The following is a 20,045-nucleotide window of genomic DNA, read 5'->3' on the forward strand; positions in this document are numbered from 1 at the left end:
GAGAAATATTCTTGCTTTTTCGTAGTCTAGCTGAGATACCCATGTAAAGTGCAAAGTCCTCTTTGGAGGACTTTTGTTATTAGCTTATAATTTTAAATTCTGGTGAGTTAACCGAAATGTGACGATTCCTAAATTATGCTCAAAAGCCCTTTGCGATATCCTGGTGGTAAATCGAAAGCAATAAATCAAATAGTTGAATACTTGCCAGAGAATTTTTCAGAATTTCGAGAGCCTTTTGTAGGTGGTGGTTCTGTATTTATTTATTTAAGACAAAAGTTTCCGCATATCAAGATTTGGATTAACGATTTAAACCGCGAATTATTCTTATTCTGGAAGTTTGCCCAATCCGATCTAGCTCAGTTAGTTAAAGAAATTCGGCATATTAAAGTTAAATATACAGATGGTAAATTATTATTTGCAGAACTAACTAGCGTAGATGTCAATAATTTATCTGATTTAGAAAGAGCAGTTCGTTTTTTCGTACTAAACAGAATTACTTTTTCAGGAACTGTAGAATCAGGTGGTTTTTCTGAACAAGCTTTTTATAAAAGATTTACTGATTCTTCAATAGAACGATTAGAAAAATTAAAAGGTATTTTATCAGAAAATGTCCAAATTACTAATTTGGATTACAGTCATCTATTAAAATCAGCAGGAGAAGATGTATTTGTATTTTTAGATCCACCATATTTTAGTGCTACAAAATCAAAGCTATATGGTAAAAAGGGTGACTTGCACACTTCTTTTGAGCATCAAATATTTGCTAACCTTTTGCAACAATGTTATCATCGCTGGCTAATTACCTATGATGACTCACTGCACATTCGAGAAAATTTCCAATGGGCTAATATCTCAGAGTGGGAATTACAGTATGGGATGAATAACTATAAGCAGAGTGGTGCAGCGAAAGGAAAAGAGTTATTCATTACTAACTACGAAGTAAAACTTGATTTGGAAAAAAAATCACAAGTTCAGAATCTTGCTAATCCAGCTTTGCAATTAAGCCTTGAGATTTAAACCTAACTTTAATAGCTTCCAATTTTCCGGTAGGATAACCCCATAGCTCTCAATATAGCTACAACATATAAACCTTAGCTATGATAACTTCCCCAATCCCTGCTCAAGAATCTTCTGCTAGCTGGTATCTCCTGCTGCAACAATTAATAGATGGCCAATCCTTGTCCCGTACTCAAGCTGCTGAATTGATGCAAGGATGGCTCAATGAAGCGGTTCCCCCAGAGTTATCAGGGGCTATTTTAACAGCGCTGAACTTTAGAGGCATTTCTGCCGACGAGTTGACTGGCATGGCTGAAGTATTACAATCTCAATCAAAACTGGGGACTGGAGACTCTTTACTGGGGACTGGGCAAGAATCTACCCAATCCCTAATCCCTAATCCCCAATCCCCAATCCCCCTAATTGACACCTGTGGCACTGGTGGAGATGGATCATCAACCTTTAATATTTCTACAGCAGTTGCATTTGTCGCCGCAGCATCTGGCGTACCCGTCGCCAAACACGGCAATCGTTCAGCGTCAAGTCTCACGGGAAGTGCAGATGTATTGGAAGCTTTGGGTGTAAATTTGAATGCCCCTAGTGAAAAAGTGCAAGCAGCACTACAAGAAGTGGGGATCACTTTCTTATTTGCCCCTGGTTGGCATCCAGCACTCAAGGCGGTTGCCTCATTACGGCGGACTTTGAAAGTGCGAACAGTTTTTAATTTGCTCGGGCCGTTAGTAAATCCCTTGCGTCCAACTGGGCAAGTGGTAGGGTTATTTACTCCAAAACTTTTGGCAACTGTTGCCGAAGCTTTACAGAATTTGGGCAAGGAAAAGGCAATTGTGCTGCACGGGCGAGAAAAACTTGATGAGGCTGGGTTAGGAGATGTAACTGACTTAGCGGTGTTATCAGATGGAGAAGTGCAGTTAACTACGATTAATCCCCTGGATTTGGATTTAACGCCTGCTCCCATAGGTATGCTTCGGGGTGGGGATGTCCAAGAGAATGCGGTGATTCTCAAGGCAGTACTGCAAGGTAAGGGAACTCAGGCGCAACAGGATGCAGTAGCGTTGAATGCGTCGTTGGCGCTGCAAGTAGCGGGTGCGATCGCTCTGCTGGATCATGCCCAAGGTATTAAAGTCGCTAAGGATATCCTACAAAGTGGCGCAGCTTGGACAAAGTTGGAGCAGTTAGTTGAGTTTCTGGGGAATTGATTTGCGATCGCGATTGCGGACGAAATTCTACCACATTACGTTTGATGGTGACATCGTAGTTGCCAAAAAAGTCATGTCCTAGAAGTCCAGTTTCTAGTTCTGCACCTGCGATCGCTACTGCTACTTTATTCACTATTACCCCGCCAACTGCCATCGAATTAACATAGCCCACAGGAAATTCTACAGCTCTAGAACTAGCGGTGTTTGCCTTCGCTTTCCCTACTGGCACTATTCCCAAAGCATTGGCCATGTCTTGGGTGATTACAGTGCCACTGGCTCCTGTATCCACAATCATCTCAAATTGTCGCTGACCATTGAAGGTGACTTCGACAATTGGCGTTCCACCAATCCGCCTTTTAATCGGGGCTGTAAATACTGCTTCATCTGGAATCAGCACTACTGATGAGGGCAAACCTGGGTCTGGTGGTAACGGTTTTGTTTCTTGTGGAGGCGATAGAGGTAAGGTATACTTTGGTGTAATTGCTGTGTGGGGAACAAGAACTACTATCCTCTTCGGTTCGGCAACGCGCACAGGGCGAGGAGTCGCTTGCTGTTGGGCATATTTGATTTGCCGCCGATATTCAGTAATTTTGGTTTGAGCGATCGCAAATTCTGGGCTTTGTCGCCGCACTCTTTGCATCAGCGCGATCGCATCCTGGTACTGACTCGCCACCAATTTCCAATCATCTGGAGATTGAGCAGATTGGCTGATACTCCAAGCGCCAACAGCTTTGTCTCGCCCCATCTCAAAAAGACTTGGTTCACTTTCAAATGGCTCTAGCGGCTGCGCTTCTGGGGTAGCTGCTGGTGTTGTTGGTTCGACGGCAGGCTGGATTGATGCCAGATCCCCAATTGGTGCGGGTTGCTCATTGCCACCAGTCGCAGTGTTTTGTTTGTCTTCACTACAGCCAACACACAAAACCGCTAGAGCGCTCGATAGAAAAATTAGGGTTGCACGGGATAAAAAAGACTGAAGCATAATTAATTTTAACTGCCCAAGCTTTGCCAAAGCCACTCCCGCTACTTTAATTCCCTTTTAATTTTAATTAACTATTCTAAAAACTCCCAATTGCTCAAATCATGGGATAATTAACAATCGCAGTATTAGGGCATGGGGCATAGAGTATGGAAAATAGGGAACAGGGAAGAGTTTTCCCAATGCCCAATGCCCGATCCCCAATGCCCAATGCCCGATCCCCAGTATCCAATCTATCGCCTATGCCCCTGTCTGACGCAATACCAGCCTTACTTGTCCTGGCAGATGGAACCACTTATCGCGGTTGGTCTTTCGGTGCTACAGGAACCGTGATCGGAGAAGTGGTGTTCAACACTGGGATGACTGGCTACCAAGAAGTCCTGACCGACCCAAGTTACTGCGGTCAAATTGTCATTTTTACCTATCCTGAATTGGGCAATACTGGCGTCAATCCTGAAGATGAGGAATCAGATGGTCCCCAAGTGCGAGGTGCGATCGCGCGCAATATTTGTCACCGACCAAGTAACTGGCGATCGACACAATCCTTGCCTGACTACCTCAAAGAAAATCAAGTACCAGGGATCTATGGCATCGATACCCGCGCCCTCACCCGCAAAATTCGGATGTTCGGAGCCATGAACGGTGGCATTTCCACAGTCATTCTCGATGAGGCGGAATTGCTAGAGCAGATACAGGCGGCTCCCAACATGGCGGGATTGAATCTGGTTGGTGAAGTCACCACCCCAACGGCTTATGAATGGTCAGATCCCACAATTCCAGCTTGGGAATTCAACTCTGAGGCTGCGGAAAATCTTGGGGAACCCTTTACGGTTGTTGCCCTTGACTTTGGCGTAAAACGCAATATTTTGCGTCGCTTAACAAGTTACGGTTGTCGGGTGATTGTTGTACCTGCTAATACCTCACCAGAGGAAATTCTCAACTACAATCCAGATGGTGTGTTTCTTTCTAATGGGCCTGGTGACCCTGCTGCCGTCACCGAAGGGATTGCAACTGCCAAAGCGCTCTTGTTAAGTCAAAAACCCATCTTTGGTATTTGTATGGGACACCAAATTTTAGGTCATGCACTAGGGGCAGAAACCTATAAACTCAAATTTGGTCACCGTGGTTTAAATCAGCCTGCTGGCTCACAACAACGGGTAGAAATTACCAGCCAAAACCATAGTTTTGCTATTGACCCAGATTCTTTGCCTACGGCAGTTGTGGAAATCAGCCACCTGAACTTAAACGATCGCACCATTGCCGGGGTACGTCACAAATCTTTACCTGTATTCTCCGTACAGTATCACCCAGAAGCCAGTCCTGGTCCCCACGATGCTGATTACTTGTTTGAGCAATTTGTCCAAACCATGCGAACAGCACGTCAAGCCGTGGCAGCCGAGGTGAGGTAAAAATAGGGAATGGGGCATGGAGCATGGGGGAGGCAGTGCGGTCTTCTCCCTTGGCGTTAGCCTCTCCAAGAGTTGGGCGGCGTCGAAGTAGCAAAGCCGAGGTAAGCCGTTGGCGCAGCCTCTCGTAGAGAACTATACGGCATAGGGACTAGAAAAGAATTTTCCAATGCCCAATGCCCAATGCCCTATTCCAGCAGATTGTAGACAACTTGCTCAAAAACCATCTATACTTGAGCGTTCACTTTAACTCATGAGGAGGGAATTATTGCTGAACCACTGAATCTAACCGTTAGCCTGAGGGGCACTCGTGAAGTCCGGGATAACTGTCAGCTATTCCGCCTCACAGGTTTGTTAGATGCCTTTTCGGAGCCGACATTTCGCAAGGTACTTGGCAGCAAGATTGACGAGGGCCCTAAGCATATTATTTTGGATCTCTCACAAATCGATTTCATTGATAGCTCTGGCTTGGGTGCTCTGGTGCAGCTAGCCAAACAGGCTCAAACTGCTGAGGGCACTTTGCAAATTGTCACGAATGCCCGCGTCACTCAAACGGTCAAGCTTGTTCGCCTAGAGAAGTTTCTCTCCCTGCAAAAATCAGTTGAAGAAGCTCTAGAAAACGTCAAGTAGTCTTGATTGCTCGACCTGAGAGATCAATTCAGCTATCCAGATTCAACATCGGATAGCTGAATTTTTAAAATTTCTGGCAGAAAACCTCTCTCCTTGTGGGAGAGGGGCAAAGCCAGTTGAGCTATTATGTTTCTAAGTTGAGCAAGAATTAAAGATATAGACAGCCAATTCTTGGGTATGCAATTGTTGGCTAGAATATTCGGATAAACAATCAAGGCTGAAAAACTTGTAGGAAATACAAAGCCAGCAGATTTGTCTATATGTAAACTTTTCTTGATACTGTATAGTTAAAAATTGTCGCTTACTAAGTAAGCATGGCAATGTGATCAAGTAAAAAGGTGAATTTGATGTCCAAATTTTACTCTATCTTAGGCATAGACCACAATAAGTAAGGAAAATTTGGTTTATAGCCGTTGACATCAGGTGATCTAAAATGCCAACTCTCAATCAAAAAGATGAAATTAGGAAGTAATTTTGATAGTATTGATTATGCTAAGTATACTATCATGGCATACTTCATAAAAATTAGTCTTTGGGAAGAATGCCTGCCAAATCTAGCCCGTCAAGGAATGATTTATTTGTGAAGTCACAGGAGGAAGAGCTATTAGATGGACAAGATGAAACTCCCAAACACAGTTTATCTTGGACTCAAGCACTCTTGGCAACCACAGCGCCATTCCAAGAGGTTTCTCTTTCACAAGTACAACAAATTTCTCCTAGTGCTTTAGCATATTTGGGGGATGCAATTTATGAGTTATATGTTAGAATATTCTATCTGCTGCCATTACAACGGTCAGGAATTTACCATCGTCTGGTAGTGGAGCAGGTAAGAGCGGAAACACAAGCGCTACATTTGCGATCGCTGATTCCTCATCTCAGGGACACCGAATTAGAAATTGTCCGACGGGGCAGAAACGCCGCTACAGGACGCCCAAAGCGACTTAATCCCGAAATTTATCAACAGGCAACTAGTCTAGAAACCTTAATTGGCTACTTATATCTCACCGATTACCAGCGTCTAACCGAACTGTTGCAAATACTTCATGTAGAAAAAGAGTGAAAACTCGATTTCCCAATGGCCACAACACTAGATTAGGTTCAAGATATCGAGGTAATCGGGATGATCAACCATACGCTATATCTATAACTCAAATGCAGCAGAAACCAAGAAAAGTCAAGACTTCTAGCGAACCAAATCGTGGACAACCCGTAAAAATTCCGGGTAAGCGTGTTGTTACGAACCCCACTCGCAATCCCAGAAAAATAGATAGCAACCCCATCTCTGTTAGTAATCCTGTTCGCAATCCCAGAAAAATAGATAGCAACCCCATCTCTGTTGCTAATCCGACTGGCAATCCCAGAAAAATAGATAGCAACCCCATTGGCAACTCCCGACAACGAAATAGCAACTTCTCCCAGGCGTCTGAATCTACACCGATAGAAGAAGATAGCGATCTCATCTATGGTCGTCATCCAGTATTGAGGGCATTGCAAAATCAGCGCAATCTCAACCGGATCTGGATTACTACCCGTCTGCGGTACGATCCTAGCTTTCACCATTTTCTCCTGCAAGCGAAGGAAAATGGCACAGTTATTGATGAGGTTGAACCCAAGCGCTTAGACTATCTCACCAACGGAGCCAATCACCAAGGTGTAGCGGCACAAATTGCTCCCTACGCCTACATCGAATTGCCGGATCTAATTGAACAGGCCAAATCTGTAACCGATGGCGTAATTGTAGTGGCTGACGGAATTACTGATCCCCACAACTTGGGAGCAATTATTCGCACCGCCGAAGCAATAGGCGCTCAAGGATTGGTGATTCCCCAGAGAAGGGCATCTGGGATCACTTCCACTGTCATGAAAGTGGCAGCAGGTGCTTTAGAAAATTTTGCTGTAGCTAGAGTTGTCAACCTCAGCCGCGCCTTAGAAGAATTAAAAGCAGCTGGCTTTTGGATTTACGGCACTGCTGCAAGTGGGAGCGAACCCTTGCATACAGTCAATTTCACTAGCCCAATCGTTTTAGTAATCGGCTCAGAAGGCGAAGGTCTGAGTATGTTAACTCAACGCTCCTGTGATTTTTTAGTATCGATTCCTCTACAGGGTAAGACTCCCAGCCTCAATGCTTCCGTAGCAGCGGGTATGGCGCTTTATGAAATTTATCGGCAGCGATCGCTAAATACGCTGCACTTAGATAAATTACATAAATTTTCTTTGAAAAAATAACAGTAACTAGAGTATAAAGAAATGTAAAAGATAATCAAGTAACATATCGTTTAACACTCTGTAGCACGTTATATAAATCGGCGAAAACCATGAAAACCATTTGGCATAACCTCAAGGAAGTGTTGATTAACACATTCGACTACATCGGCTTGGCTTGGTGGGTAGAAATTGTGACGCAGAATCCGCGCTGCACGTACTACTTCGGACCATTTCTGAGTTCTTCTGATGCCAGATTGTCAAGCACTGGATATATAGAAGATTTGGAGGTCGAGGGAGCGCAGGGAATTGCTGTGCATGTCAAGCGCTGCAAACCTAATACCTTAACAATCGCTGAAGACTTGGGGGAAAGATTTGACCGCAAAGTACAGCCTGCCTTTGGCGGTCAAATTTTAAGTTAGGCCAGAGAATGAATAGGACGCGGGGATACGGAGGTGCAAAGACATCGGGACACCGAGAATTCTTTTACCGCGTTACCGCGTCTTTTTCACTCACAGCGTCACCATATCTTCTGTGTCAATAGTCAAAATTTTTTAACGAGATCGCGAAAGTCCCCATCCTCTCTACGAGACTATGGATGGGAATTTAGACCCCACTTGTAACGGCACAACCCTTAGAGGTCACTTCCTCTGACTCTCAATTTAATTACGAATTACGTAGCTTGCTTCTCGCCGGAGGCGAGTATTACGAATTACGAATTAGTAATTATTGTTGACTACCAATTACCTGCGGATGAACTTCGAGCCAATGGTCAATGTCATTCAGCACCTGCTGGGGAACTTCCCACGGGAAAAGATGGGCGGTGTTGGGATAGCACTGCCACTGAGAATTTTGCAGGTGTCGAGCAGTTTCTAAGCTGGAATCAGATGTAATGTGGCGGTCTTGGTCACCAGCAAGTACTAAACTAGGACATTGTATTTGTTGCAAATCTAGAAGTCGGTTGTATCCCGATTGAATTGCACTATAGAGGGCGCGAGTAGCAGTAGGAGAGGTTTGTAAATAAGCTGGTACTGCTTCAGTGGCGATGTAGTTGTAAGTGGTAGATGTATGTTGTTGGATTAGGTAGCGGAAAAGCGATCGCTTACCAAAAGTTTCAATATTCCATTGCCAACTCGGTTTTATATAGTTTAATAGCGCAGCAACGCCAGTATATAAATTATCTTGCCAAGTGATGATCGGATGGCTGCCACGGGGTTTTGCCGCTGTTGCCACCAAAATCAGCCCTGTAATACGCTCTGGCAAACGTAATGCCAATTCCATTGCCAAAATGCCCCCAAGTGACCATCCCAATACTAGGCACTTTTCAATTTCAAAGCGGTCTAGCAGCGCTTCTAAATCAGTTAAATGGTCATTCATATCAAAATTGCCATTCCAGCGACTTTTGCCGTATCCACGTAAATCAGGGGCAAAAGTTTGATAACGTTTTGATAAATGATTGGTAAAGACAGAAAGACTACGACCAGTACCAGGATGACCATGTAAGCCCAGAATGGGGAATCCTTGACCTTGGATGTAGACATTTAGACGTGCAGCAGTAGTATGACTATGGCGATCGCTCATTACTCGCCGTTCTCCTGTCTACCGAATAAATGTTCTAGAATACGTTGACTTTCAGTTCTCAACCCTCTAATTTCCGATCTGATTTCTCTGAGTTCGGTTACAATTCCTTCAAAGTTACCTTGAGTTGCTTCATGGTTGAGCTGATGTATCTCAACTACCTGCACCAACGAATTTACGGTTAAGCCTAGTTGAGCGTAGACGCGTTGGCGCACTTGTGCTGAGCGTAGCCGAAGTAGCCTCTCGTACAGAAGCGGCTTGTCGCTAGACATCGCAACTCTATTCGCTTCAGCCCTTTGTGCTGTCCGTTCTAGGATTGCCTCAATCCGATTTAGCCTTTGTGTCATAGCAGTTGCTTATATTATTCTTCTAATTGTGTCACACGGCTAGTAGCGAAGCATTCCAGTGTTTAGTTAGAGTTCAGCACTTATTGATCCCCCCTAACCCAATACGCTTGGGTTAAGGAAAATTGTAGGTTGGGTTGTAGCTTGCTTAGAGGATGTTTTAAAAGTCCTATTGTCGGTATCAAAACGTTCTAGATCCTCCTAAATCCCCCTTCAAAAGGGGGACTTTGATTCCGGTTCCCCCCTTTTGAAGGGGGGTTAGGGGGGATCAATAAGTGCCTAAAATCACAGCCAAACACTTTTAAAACATCCTCTTAAGAGCAGGGATACGAAATGAAACCCAACAAATCGCGAAGAATGTTGGGTTTCGTTCTTCAACACAACCTACGCTCTTTAAGGTTTTTGACGCTAACTGAACCGTATTGCCCCCTAACCCACGCCAGTCGCTCCACTTGGGGAGACCCCTGTTCCCGCGCTGGCTAAGAGATAAATTGGGGGAGACTAGAATCAAAGTCCCCCAATTTATCGGGGGATTTAGGAGGCTCTAGAACGTTTTGATGGCAACAATAGGACTTTTAAAACATCCTCTAAGCTCGACTTTATCCATTTTTTCGCAACGCTCAAGCTAACGCTGAAACCTTTGTGGGACTGTCGTTTGACTTTTTCGATTTCACCGATAATCAGTGACTTGGAAAAAGTATTTGCTAAAAAGCTAAGGTTTTTCCAGCTCAAGAAAACCTAGTTCATAATTTTGGATAAAGTCGAGCTAAGAAATCGGTTCATAAACCATTTGAGGAATCAACACTTCGTCTTGTAATTGGCCAATACCTAAAAAGCGAGTCTCTTGATCATAAACTCGCACTATTTCAGAAACATCGAAAGTTAGAGAAATTCGCTGACCTTGACACCATTTTTGAGCCGATGTTGCTGGTAAAGTAACAGATGACAAATGTTGTAAAGCCGCATCAGGTACAAAAGGTTGAAATGTCTTAGCTTGCAGTTTAGTTTCTAAGTCTGTCAAAGTGAGACTATCTGTTAAATCGAAACCACTGCTTTGAGTGCGAATCAAAGCTGCAAGAGTGCCACCAGTTTCTAAAATTGCACCTAAGTCACGAGCGATCGCTCTAATATATGTACCAGAACCACAGGCGATCGCTACATCCAATTCGGGAAAATCTCCTTCTCTCCAGTCCAAAATATCTATCTGAAAAACTTCCACTGTTCGCACTGGAACTTCCACCGTTTTCCCTTGGCGTGCTAAGTCGTAGAGACGTTTACCATCCACTTGAATTGCACTATAATTCGGTGGTATTTGCTCAATCTTGCCTTCAAATTGTGCCAGTACAGTTTTCACTTCTGCCAAACTCAATCCAGCACAAGGTTGAGAAGTGATGATTTCACCTTGTAAATCATCGGTTGTAGTCCGCACACCCAGCCGAATAGTGGCTTTGTAAGCTTTGTTTTCTGGTAGATATTGTAATAATCTTGTGGCTTTACCAAGTGCGATCGGTAAGACCCCTGTAGCTGCTGGATCTAAAGTTCCTGCGTGTCCTACACGTTTGAGGCGCAACAATTTTCGCACCCGCGCCACGCAGTCGTGAGAAGTCCAGTCAAATGGTTTGTTTAAGTTGAGAAAACCTTGAAATAACACAAAATCATTAGTTAAGTAGGTCGGTGCAATTAAAGATAACTGGCGTACCCTTTCGGGGAAGCAAGCTACGCCTAGCGTCTCCGACAGGAGAGGGCTGTCATTTGTCTTTAGTCATTTGTCATTGGTAAAGCTTTTAAGCCTATTTACGTTTTTTAACATAGTTTGGTTTATTTATATCAACTTATTTACAACTTCTAAATTTTAGAAAATGCTCATCAATATAATGCTCAAAACATCAATTAAATCCGCAATTTTTCCTACACCGTAATCTATTGATTCGGTGTTGGGAAAAATTGTTAATATATCCTTTAAGAGGTTGTTTTAAAAGTAGTTTGCTGTAATTTTAATCACATTATTACCCCCCTTAATCCCCTCGATGTATTGGGTGGGGGGAAACAAGAAAAATCCGGTTCCCTCCCCAATACATACGGGGAGGGTTAGGGTAGGGTAAAAAATATTTGATACATCAATCATGACTTTTCAAACAACCTCTAAGGGGGGCTGCTATTTATTGTAGAAATATGATAAACAGTTTATGATACTAAAATTTGGCATAAAATTGGCAAAATATATATAAATTGTAATTATTTATGCTTAAGGCTTTCTTGCTGAACGGATCTGTAAGATTCTTCGGTCAGGCGTTACCTGACTATTATTACCGTAAATGAGGTTAAGGTAGCGTGGCTAAAGAGCTTTTTGTGACCAATGGAAATATGAAGGCACTGGCGCAAATCTGCTCGGCAAATGTCGAAGAAACCGCCGATCGCAAGCACTTGTCACTGGGTACTACCAAAACACCAGAAGGAAAATAATGTCAGCATTTCAGTTTCTCTTGCTCGAAGCCAATCTACTTGATGCACAAGTGGTGCAAGCCACGCTGAGAGAGGGTGGGATTGACTGTGAACTACTGCGAGTAGAGACTCGCGCTGATTTTATTAGAACACTGGAAACCGACGAAATCGACTTGATTTTGGCAGACTATGCCTTGTCTAGTTTTGATGGGATTGCGGCACTAGCGATCGCTCGTCGCCTACGTCCTGAGATACCGTTTATTTTCATCTCTGGCAGTTTGGGCGAAGAATTGGCGATTGAAGCGATCAAACAGGGGGCGACAGATTATGTACTCAAGCAACGCTTAGGGCGGTTAGTGCCATCGGTAGAACGGGCATTGCAGGAAGCGCCGGAACTTGACAAAGATACCATTGATCGCAAACAAGTCGAAGTCGCGTTGCGCGAGAGTGAGGCGAGACTGGCGGTAGAATTGGCGGATGCCAAGCAATTACAGTTCATTAGCAGCCAGTTGATTCAAGAGGAAAATATTGATGCCCTGTATGAGCAGATTTTGGATGCGGCGATCGCCCTCATGCGCTCAGACATGGGCAGTATGCAAATGCTGCACCCTGACCGCAACGAACTTCAGTTACTTGTCGTGGAAAGGATTTGACCCGGCATCAGCAGCATTTTGGGAGCGGGTGCAGGTTGATTCAGAGACTCCCTGCGGCATCGCTTTGAACACGGGTGAGCGGGCGATCATTCCCGATATAGAAACCTACGAATTTATGGCTGGCAGTGGGGATCTCAATGCTTTTCGCCGTTCGGGAATCAGGGCTGTGCAAACCACACCGTTGCTCTCGCGCAGTGGTCGGGCTGTCGGCATGATTTCTACTCATTGGCAGGAACCGCATCAGCCATCTGAACGGGAGTTGGGTCTGCTCGATGTGCTGGCACGACAGGCGGCAGATTTAATTGAGCAGAGGCAAGCGAAAACAGCCCTGCGGGAGAATGAGAAGCGGATGCACGGGCAGAAAGAAGCATTTCAGGCAGCGGTCAATGGCGCACCGCTGGCAGATTCGCTCGGCATTCTCGCTCGCCTTGTTGCTGAAGAAACTGCGGGCGAGGCGCGGACAGCTTTTTACATCGCCAATGCGGAGGGAAAAAGCCTGCACCCGGTTTATGGCGCGGGAAGTATGCCCGATTCTTACTTGAAGGAGGTGGACGGGTTTGCCATTGGTGAAGATTCCCTCGCCTGCGGGCTGGCAATTCCGATGGGTTGTCCGGTTTTAACGCGTGATGTTGCCCAAGAGCCGTTGTGGCAACCCTGGGTTCAGATGGCTGAGGCGTATGACTATCGCGGCTGCTGGTCTTTACCTATCGTGACGCGCGACGACAGAAAAGGCGTCGGGACGTTTGCAATGTACTTTTGCCAACCGCGTGAGGCAATGCCCGGCGACCTGGCGCTTGCCGAAATCGTCACGCAGTCCGCCGCCGTGATCATTAATAGTCACTTTGAGGCTCAGGAACGCGCGCGTGCCGAAGCAGCGTTGCGCGAATCGGAAGAAAAGTTCCGCAACGTGTTCGAGACGATTGAGGACGGCTTCTGCATTATCGAAGTGTTGTTCGACGACGCGGGCAAGCCTTTTGATTACCGCTTTCTGGAAACGAATCGGTGGTTCCAGAAACAAACCGGGCTGGACAACGCAATCGGTAAGACTGTGCGCGAGTTTGCTCCGACCCACGAACAATACTGGTTTGACGTTTACGGGCGCGTCGCCCGCACGGGTGAATCGGTGCGCTTTGAAAACGAAGCCAAAGCGATTGGGTTTGTCTACGATGTCTACGCCTTTCGCGTCAGTGCGCCGGGCGAGAATCGCGTCGCCGTCGTGTTCCATGACATCTCTGAGCGCAAGCGGCAGGAAAAAGCCCTGCGCGAATCCGAAGAAAAATATCGCGGCTTGTTCGATTCGATAGATGTCGGCTTCTGCATTATCGAGATGATGTTCGACAAAAAAGGAAAGCCGTTCGATTATCTTTTTCTCGAAGCGAATCGGGCGTTCTCTAATCAATCGGGAATGGAAAACGCCGTCGGTCGAACGATGCGCGAATTCGCGCCCGAACACGAACAATTCTGGTTCGACTTTTACGGCGAAGTCGCTTTGATCGGCAAGTCCGCGCGTCTCGAACACCACCGCGCCGAAGGGTTACACCGCTGGTTTGAAGTTTTCGCTTTCCGCATCGGCGCGTCCGGCGAAAACCGCGTCGCCGTTTTATTCAGGGACATCAACGAGCGCAAACAGCGCGAAGAACAGCAGCAATTTATTTTGAAGTTGAGCGATGCGCTGCGCCCTCTGAGCGATCCGTCTGACGTTCAGGATACGGCAATGCAGATATTGGGCGAGCATCTCGACGTGAATCGCGCCTTCTACGGCGAAGTCCTGAATGACGAGAACACGATAATTTTCAGTCCGGGTTATGCAAACGAAGTGTCTTCGCTTCCCCGGCAGATGAAGTTTTCGGATTTCGATCCTGAGATGATGAACCACTATCGCGCCGGACAAACGATTGTGCTTAATGACACTCAAGGAGACGCTCAACTGACGGCAAAAGCAAAAGCGGTATTCGATGCAATTCTGGTGCGGGCTGCCATCGGCGTGCCGCTGGTGAAAAACGGAAAAGTACGCGCCATCATGAGCATTCACCAAGCCGCATCGCGCCAATGGACGAAAGCGGAAATATCTTTGATCGAAGAAACCGCCGATCGCACCTGGGCAGCAGTCGAACGCGCCCGCGCCGAAGCAGCGTTGCGCGAATCAGAAGCAAAATATCGATCGCTGTTTGAGTCGATCAACGATGCCTTCGCACTGCTCGAAATGCTGTATGACGATGACAATCAACCCGTCGATTGTCGCTTCTTAGAAGTCAGCCCTTCGTTTGAGTCCCAAACCGGATTGCCCCAGGCTCAAGGCAAAACCCTGAGAGAACTCATCCCTTCTGTTGAGTCAGGTTGGTTTGAACACTACCACCAGGCGCTTGTCACGAACGACCTGGTTCACTTTGAGATGTACGAGGAGTATCTCAATATCTGGTTTGAAGTCGATGTGTTCCCCTACGGTAATTCACAAAATCCACAAGTGACGATCGTCTTCCGTAACATCAACGATCGCAAACAGGCCCAAGCCAATCAAATCCAACTGATTCGAGAACAAGCTGCCCGTGAACAAGAACGCCAACGCGCCGAGACTCTTGCAGAACTCGATCGCGCCAAAACCCTCTTCTTTAGCAACGTTAGCCACGAATTCCGCACACCGCTAACGTTGATACTGGCTCCTTTGCAGGATGCACTGAGCGATTCGGCCAATCTCCTTCAAAAACAACGGGAACGGCTAGAACTCGCCCACCACAACAGCTTGCGTTTGCTGAAATTAGTCAATACCCTACTCGACTTCTCCCGCATCGAAGCCGATCGCCTGAAGGCAAACTACGAACCCACCGACTTATCCACCTACACGGCTGAACTGGCAAGTGTTTTTCGCTCGGCGATTGAGAATGCCAATTTGCAGTTAATCGTCGATTGTCCTCCCCTGCCCGATCGCATTTACGTTGATCGAGAAATGTGGGAAAAGATTGTGTTGAATCTGCTCTCCAATGCCTTAAAATTTACCTTCAAGGGGATCATTTCTGTCTCGCTCCAACCCAAAGTAAACAGAGTTGAATTGATAGTCAGCGACACGGGCGTAGGTATTTTCGCTTCCGAACTGCCTCACCTGTTTGAGAGGTTCTATCAAGTCAAAGGCGCGAAGGGGCGCAGCTATGAAGGCTCAGGCATTGGCTTGTCTCTGGTGCAGGAACTCGTCAAGCGGCATGGCGGCGCGATCGCAGTTACGAGCGCAGTAGACCAAGGTACAATCTTCACCGTCACTATCCCCGCCGGAATCGCCCATCTACCCGCCGACCAAATTTGGGTTGCCTCGACACTGGCATCGTCGGCTGTAACGGCGAATGCTTTTGTTGAAGAAGCCTTACATTGGCTACCTGAAGAAAGTACAGAATTTCAAAACTCGGAAGTTCAAGCTCAGAACTCGGAAGTTCAAGCTCAGAACTCGGAAGTTCAAGCTCAGAACTCGGAAGTTCAAGCTCAGAACTCGGAAGTTCAAGCTCAAAGCTCGGAAGTTCATGCTCAGAACTCGGAAGTTCATGCTCAAAGCTCGGAAGTTCGAGCTCAGAACTCGGAAGTTCAAGCTCAGAACTCGGAAGTTCAAGCTCAGAACTCGGAAGTTCAAGCTCAGAACTCGGAAGTTCAAGCTCCAAGCTCCAAAAGGGCGCGTATTCTCCTAGTGGATGACAACGCCGACATGCGCGGCTATCTCAGGCGGTTGTTAAACCAGTATTACGAGGTGGAAACTGTAAATGACGGGTTAGCCGCACTGACTGCGATCCGGCGTGGTGGGAGTGCCATCTATGACTTGGTGTTAGCAGATGTGATGATGCCGAGAATGGATGGCTTTGATTTGCTGCGATCGCTACGGGCTTCACCAAATACCCAGACAATCCCGATTATTTTGCTCTCTGCTCGTGCTGGTGAAGAATCACGGGTGCAAGGTTTAGAAACTGGCGCAGATGACTACTTAATTAAACCCTTCTCGGCACGAGAATTGTTAGCGCGAGTCAATGCCAACCTTCAATTAGCACAACTGCGACGCGAAGCGGTCTACCGCGAACAGGTGATGCAGGCGGTACAAACACTCAATGAGCGTTTGGAGCAACAGGTGAAAGCCCGCACGGCTCAACTAGAAGCCATCAACCAAGAACTGGAGGCGTTTTCTTCCTCAATATCCCACGACTTGCGAACGCCGCTACGCTACATCAGCAGCTTTGCCGAGCAATTGCAAGGCAAGCTCGATGCAACCGTCGTCGATGCATCCAGTTTGCAGACTCTCAATATTATCACTAAATCTGCTCTTGAGGCAGAAAAAATGGTAAACGACCTGCTGGAGTTTTCCCACCTGGGGAAGACAAAAATGCATTTGACCACTGTTAATATCAGTCAATTGGTGCAGCAGGTGCGAGAACAATTGCAGCCGGAATTAATCGGGCGATCGCTCCACTGGCAAATCGAACCATTGGCAATGGTAGAGGCTGACCCGATACTCCTGCGGCTAGTACTGCAAAATTTGCTGTCGAATGCCGTCAAGTACACCCGCAATAACAGCGAAGCTGCAATCAAAATTGGTAGGATTGAACAGGAGCAGGAAGTGATTTTCTTTGTCAAAGATAATGGTGCAGGGTTCGACATGAAATACTGCAATCGACTATTTAGCATATTTCAACGGCTGCATCCCCAGGAACAGTTTCCTGGCACGGGAGTCGGGCTTGCCACTGTACGGCGGATCATTCATCGACATGGCGGACGCATCTGGGCAAAAGGCGCAATCGACCAGGGCGCAACGTTTTACTTTTCGCTCCCCAAACATGAGGTGTAGTTATGACAGGACTGCGCTTTCTTTTGCTCGAAGACAATCCCCTTGACGCAGAGGTGATACATGTCACCCTGACCGATGGCGGCGCTAATTTTGAACTGCTCCGGGTAGAAACTCGCGCTGAGTTTGTGAAGACATTAGAAACCAATGCGTTTGATTTGATTTTGGCAGACTATACCTTGCCTGGTTTTGATGGCATTTCCGCCTTGAAAATTGCCCAGAAGCTTTGTCCTGACACGCCCTTTATTTTCGTCTCTGGCAGTATGGGCGAAGAATTGGCGATTGAAGCGCTGAAACTGGGAGCCACTGACTATGTGCTCAAGCGCAACTTACGGCGGTTGGTTCCTTGTGTCCAACGAGCGCTGCGAGAAGCCCAAGAAAAGCGCGATCGCCAACTTGCCGAAGCCCGCTTGCGTCAAGTCGCGGCCAAACTGCCTCATGGCGCTGTGTTCATTGTGGATCGAGATTTGCGCTACCAGCTGGCAGAAGGCGAAGCGCTGGAGTGGGTCGGCATGACTACTGAAAACTTTGTTGGCAAAACACTCAGGGAAGCCCTTGAACCCGCCCTGGCAGACAGCTACGAACCCTACTACCGTCAAGCTCTCAATGGCGAATCGTTTAGCTTAGAGCATTACAACCACAATCGCTACTATATCTCTCATGGCACACCCTTACGCAACGAGCGCGGTGAGGTTGATGCTGTGCTGGCAATGTCCTACGACATTACCGCTCGCAAACAAATCGAAATTGCCCTCAAACAAAGTGAAGCTCGCCTTCGGTTAATGGTGGCAAGTGCAAAAGAATATGCTATTTTAACCGTTGATCCCAACGCTATAATCACCAGTTGGAGTGCTGGTGCTGAAGAGTTGTTTAAGTATTCAGAAGCAGAAATAATTGGCAGTGACTGTCACAGCCTTTACAGCCGCGAAGACAACCTAAAAGACCGCGTTGGCTGGGAATTCCAGACCGCCCAAACTCAAGGACAGGCAGAAAATGAGTGCTGGCATATCCGAAAGGACGGTAGTCGGTTTTGGGGTAGTGGCTTTGTGATGCCCTTACGCGATGAAGCCGACAACGTGCAAGGATTTATCAAAATCATGCGCGATGTCACTTCACAGCGGCAAGCTGAAGAACGCTTGCGGTTGCTCTATGACATCACCAGCGATCTCCTGGCGGTTGAGCAACCGATGACACTGATGCATAACCTATTTAGCAAACTCTCACCCCACCTAGGGTTGGACTATTACTACAACTACATCGTCGAGTCAAAAGACAACCGCCCCAGACTGCATTTGCAAAACTATGAGGGCATTAGTCAAGAGATGGCAGAGGCGATCGAGTGGCTTGAGTTCGGTGAAGACCTTTGTAGATGGGTAGCTCAAGAACGACAGCAACTCGTTCTCGATCGCGCCCAAATTGCCACTCATCCTCATGCCCAAACCCACCGCGACCTGGGTGCCACCGTTTATGTCGGTCAACCGTTAATTGTCCAAGAACGGTTATTGGGAACCATCTGCTTTGCTAGCTGCACCCGCACTCGCTTTACCTCAGAAGAAATTGATTTGATGCAATTGATGTCTGAGCAGATAGCGATCGCCCTTGAGCGAGCCAACCTAATTGTCTCGATTCAGGAACACGCAGAACAATTGCAACGAGCTAACCAGATTAAAGACGAGTTTTTAGCGGTGCTGTCTCATGAGTTGCGATCGCCCCTCAACCCCATCTTGGGCTGGGCACAACTGTTGCAAAAAGGCAAGCTCAATGCCGCCCGTCAACACGAAGCACTACTAACGATTGAGCGCAACGCCAAACTGCAATCACAATTAATTGAAGACTTACTCGACATTTCGCGGATTATGCGGGGCAAGCTGTCCTTAACAGTGGCTCCCCTTAATTTAATCTCTGTGATTTCTGCTGCCCTGGAAACGGTGCGTTTAGCAGCAGAAGCAAAGAATATTAACTTACAGATTGATCTTGATCCGACTGCACCTATCTCTGGTGACGCTGCCCGCTTGCAGCAAGTGGTGTGGAACTTGCTTACCAATGCCGTCAAATTTACACCAGATGACGGACAAGTAATCATTGAATTAAGGCAAATTGCAGGGCAGGCTCAAATCCGGGTGATCGATACAGGCATTGGCATTCTACCGGAATTTTTACTACATGTGTTTGAGTATTTCCGGCAAGAGGATAGCTCGACGACACGCAGATTTGGTGGCTTGGGTTTGGGCCTTGCGATCGTCCGCCAAATTGTGGAACTGCACGGTGGCACAGTCAAGGCAGAAAGCTTGGGTGAGAATCAGGGCGCAACCTTTACAGTTCAAATACCTATCTTGAACCAGTCAGTAAAAATTGTACTTGACTCAGCCGACGCTGAAGCATCAAGCGCAGAGACTCCCTTAAGCAACCTGCAAATTTTGCTTGTAGATGATGATACTGATACTCGCGAGTTTCAAGCATTTTTGCTAGAACAAAATGGCGCAAAAGTGACAGCCGTAGCGTCTGGGCTAGAAGCATTGCAAGTACTTGATAGTTTCATTCCTGATGTAATTGTGAGTGATATAGGCATGGCCCAGATGGATGGCTATATGCTGATCCAGCAAATTCATTCACGCCCACCTAATCAGGGAGGAACGATTCCGGCGATCGCGCTTACCGCTTATGCCGCAGATATTGACCAGCAAAAAGCACTGACTGCTGGGTTTCAAGCTCACATTACCAAGCCATTAGACCCAGAGGAGTTAGTGAGGAAGATTCTAAACCTGCTAGAAGACAACTAAGATGCGTAGAA

At 46.6% G+C, this 20,045-nt stretch carries 14 protein-coding genes and 1 pseudogene; 11 read left to right on the plus strand and 4 right to left on the minus strand.

Features of this window, described 5'->3' with window-relative positions; translation table 11 throughout:
- Nucleotides 1–135 precede the first annotated feature (135 nt).
- Nucleotides 136–1,017: a DNA adenine methylase gene (locus V7K85_RS25610; protein ID WP_334817793.1), complete on the plus strand. Its 882-nt coding sequence runs from the start codon at nt 136–138 to the stop codon at nt 1,015–1,017.
- Nucleotides 1,018–1,097: 80 nt separating this feature from the next.
- Nucleotides 1,098–2,213 carry an anthranilate phosphoribosyltransferase gene (trpD, locus tag V7K85_RS25615; protein WP_334817795.1) on the plus strand — a complete coding sequence of 372 codons (1,116 nt, stop codon included), beginning with the start codon at nt 1,098–1,100 and terminating at the stop codon, nt 2,211–2,213.
- On the opposite strand, the gene V7K85_RS25620 is transcribed toward trpD, so the two are convergent.
- Entirely contained in the window at nt 2,143–3,192 is a 1,050-nt protein-coding gene (locus V7K85_RS25620; protein ID WP_334817797.1) for a retropepsin-like aspartic protease family protein, read from the minus strand. The genes trpD and V7K85_RS25620 overlap by 71 nt on opposite strands.
- 239 nt (nt 3,193–3,431) lie before the next feature.
- Here V7K85_RS25620 and carA point away from each other — a divergent pair, with 239 nt between their 5' ends.
- The 5 genes from carA to V7K85_RS25645 all read left to right on the plus strand — a co-directional run bounded on the left by carA (nt 3,432) and on the right by V7K85_RS25645 (nt 7,849).
- Complete coding sequence (gene carA / locus V7K85_RS25625; protein WP_334817798.1) at nt 3,432–4,598, plus strand: glutamine-hydrolyzing carbamoyl-phosphate synthase small subunit; 1,167 nt, start codon at nt 3,432–3,434, stop codon at nt 4,596–4,598.
- 261 nt (nt 4,599–4,859) lie between these two features.
- Nucleotides 4,860–5,225 (plus strand): STAS domain-containing protein, encoded by a 366-nt coding sequence (locus V7K85_RS25630; RefSeq protein WP_190727785.1) that lies wholly within the window; start codon nt 4,860–4,862, stop codon nt 5,223–5,225.
- 580 nt (nt 5,226–5,805) lie between these two features.
- Nucleotides 5,806–6,285 (plus strand): Mini-ribonuclease 3, encoded by a 480-nt coding sequence (locus tag V7K85_RS25635; RefSeq protein WP_334817848.1) that lies wholly within the window; start codon nt 5,806–5,808, stop codon nt 6,283–6,285.
- Nucleotides 6,286–6,377: 92 nt separating this feature from the next.
- Nucleotides 6,378–7,451 (plus strand): 23S rRNA (guanosine(2251)-2'-O)-methyltransferase RlmB, encoded by a 1,074-nt coding sequence (rlmB, locus tag V7K85_RS25640; protein ID WP_334817850.1) that lies wholly within the window; start codon nt 6,378–6,380, stop codon nt 7,449–7,451.
- Between the two features lie 89 nt (nt 7,452–7,540).
- Nucleotides 7,541–7,849 (plus strand): DUF1816 domain-containing protein, encoded by a 309-nt coding sequence (locus tag V7K85_RS25645; protein WP_334817799.1) that lies wholly within the window; start codon nt 7,541–7,543, stop codon nt 7,847–7,849.
- 304 nt (nt 7,850–8,153) lie between these two features.
- Here V7K85_RS25645 and V7K85_RS25650 read toward each other — a convergent pair whose 3' ends face one another.
- The 3 genes from V7K85_RS25650 to truB all read right to left on the minus strand — a co-directional run bounded on the left by V7K85_RS25650 (nt 8,154) and on the right by truB (nt 11,000).
- Nucleotides 8,154–9,008, minus strand: coding sequence for an alpha/beta fold hydrolase (locus V7K85_RS25650; RefSeq protein ID WP_334817800.1), 855 nt, complete (start codon nt 9,006–9,008; stop codon nt 8,154–8,156).
- Entirely contained in the window at nt 9,008–9,352 is a 345-nt protein-coding gene (locus V7K85_RS25655) for a hypothetical protein (RefSeq protein ID WP_334817802.1), read from the minus strand. Before V7K85_RS25655 ends, V7K85_RS25650 begins: the two co-directional genes overlap by 1 nt.
- Nucleotides 9,353–10,115: 763 nt before the next feature.
- Entirely contained in the window at nt 10,116–11,000 is an 885-nt protein-coding gene (gene truB / locus V7K85_RS25660) for a tRNA pseudouridine(55) synthase TruB (protein WP_334817804.1), read from the minus strand.
- Nucleotides 11,001–11,811: 811 nt separating this feature from the next.
- On the opposite strand from truB, the gene V7K85_RS25665 reads away from it, so the two are divergent.
- The 4 genes and pseudogenes from V7K85_RS25665 to V7K85_RS25680 all read left to right on the plus strand — a co-directional run bounded on the left by V7K85_RS25665 (nt 11,812) and on the right by V7K85_RS25680 (nt 20,034).
- Complete coding sequence (locus tag V7K85_RS25665; protein WP_334817806.1) at nt 11,812–12,444, plus strand: response regulator; 633 nt, start codon at nt 11,812–11,814, stop codon at nt 12,442–12,444.
- Nucleotides 12,347–13,645: pseudogene (locus V7K85_RS36675) on the plus strand (GAF domain-containing protein); the annotation flags it as partial. The gene V7K85_RS25665 and the pseudogene V7K85_RS36675, both read left to right, overlap by 98 nt.
- Nucleotides 13,646–13,660: 15 nt before the next feature.
- Complete coding sequence (locus V7K85_RS25675) at nt 13,661–17,257, plus strand: ATP-binding protein (RefSeq protein WP_442940623.1); 3,597 nt, start codon at nt 13,661–13,663, stop codon at nt 17,255–17,257.
- 2 nt (nt 17,258–17,259) lie between these two features.
- The gene (locus tag V7K85_RS25680) at nt 17,260–20,034 is read left to right on the plus strand and encodes a response regulator (RefSeq protein ID WP_334817808.1); all 2,775 of its coding nucleotides are present in this window, start codon (nt 17,260–17,262) and stop codon (nt 20,032–20,034) included.
- Nucleotides 20,035–20,045: the final 11 nt, after the last annotated feature.

Source organism: Nostoc sp., assembly GCF_036917615.1.
Lineage (GTDB): Bacteria > Cyanobacteriota > Cyanobacteriia > Cyanobacteriales > Nostocaceae > Nostoc.

What these genes read in the sequence shown, in the direction of transcription:
- V7K85_RS25610 (WP_334817793.1), top strand. Translation starts at nt 136, where the DNA reads ATGCTCAAAAGCCCTTTGCGATATCCTGGTGGTAAATCGAAAGCAATA.
- trpD (WP_334817795.1), top strand. Translation starts at nt 1,098, where the DNA reads ATGATAACTTCCCCAATCCCTGCTCAAGAATCTTCTGCTAGCTGGTAT.
- V7K85_RS25620 (WP_334817797.1), bottom strand. Translation starts at nt 3,192, where the DNA reads ATGCTTCAGTCTTTTTTATCCCGTGCAACCCTAATTTTTCTATCGAGC.
- carA (WP_334817798.1), top strand. Translation starts at nt 3,432, where the DNA reads ATGCCCCTGTCTGACGCAATACCAGCCTTACTTGTCCTGGCAGATGGA.
- rlmB (WP_334817850.1), top strand. Translation starts at nt 6,378, where the DNA reads ATGCAGCAGAAACCAAGAAAAGTCAAGACTTCTAGCGAACCAAATCGT.
- V7K85_RS25645 (WP_334817799.1), top strand. Translation starts at nt 7,541, where the DNA reads ATGAAAACCATTTGGCATAACCTCAAGGAAGTGTTGATTAACACATTC.
- V7K85_RS25650 (WP_334817800.1), bottom strand. Translation starts at nt 9,008, where the DNA reads ATGAGCGATCGCCATAGTCATACTACTGCTGCACGTCTAAATGTCTAC.
- V7K85_RS25655 (WP_334817802.1), bottom strand. Translation starts at nt 9,352, where the DNA reads ATGACACAAAGGCTAAATCGGATTGAGGCAATCCTAGAACGGACAGCA.
- V7K85_RS25665 (WP_334817806.1), top strand. Translation starts at nt 11,812, where the DNA reads ATGTCAGCATTTCAGTTTCTCTTGCTCGAAGCCAATCTACTTGATGCA.
- V7K85_RS25680 (WP_334817808.1), top strand. Translation starts at nt 17,260, where the DNA reads ATGACAGGACTGCGCTTTCTTTTGCTCGAAGACAATCCCCTTGACGCA.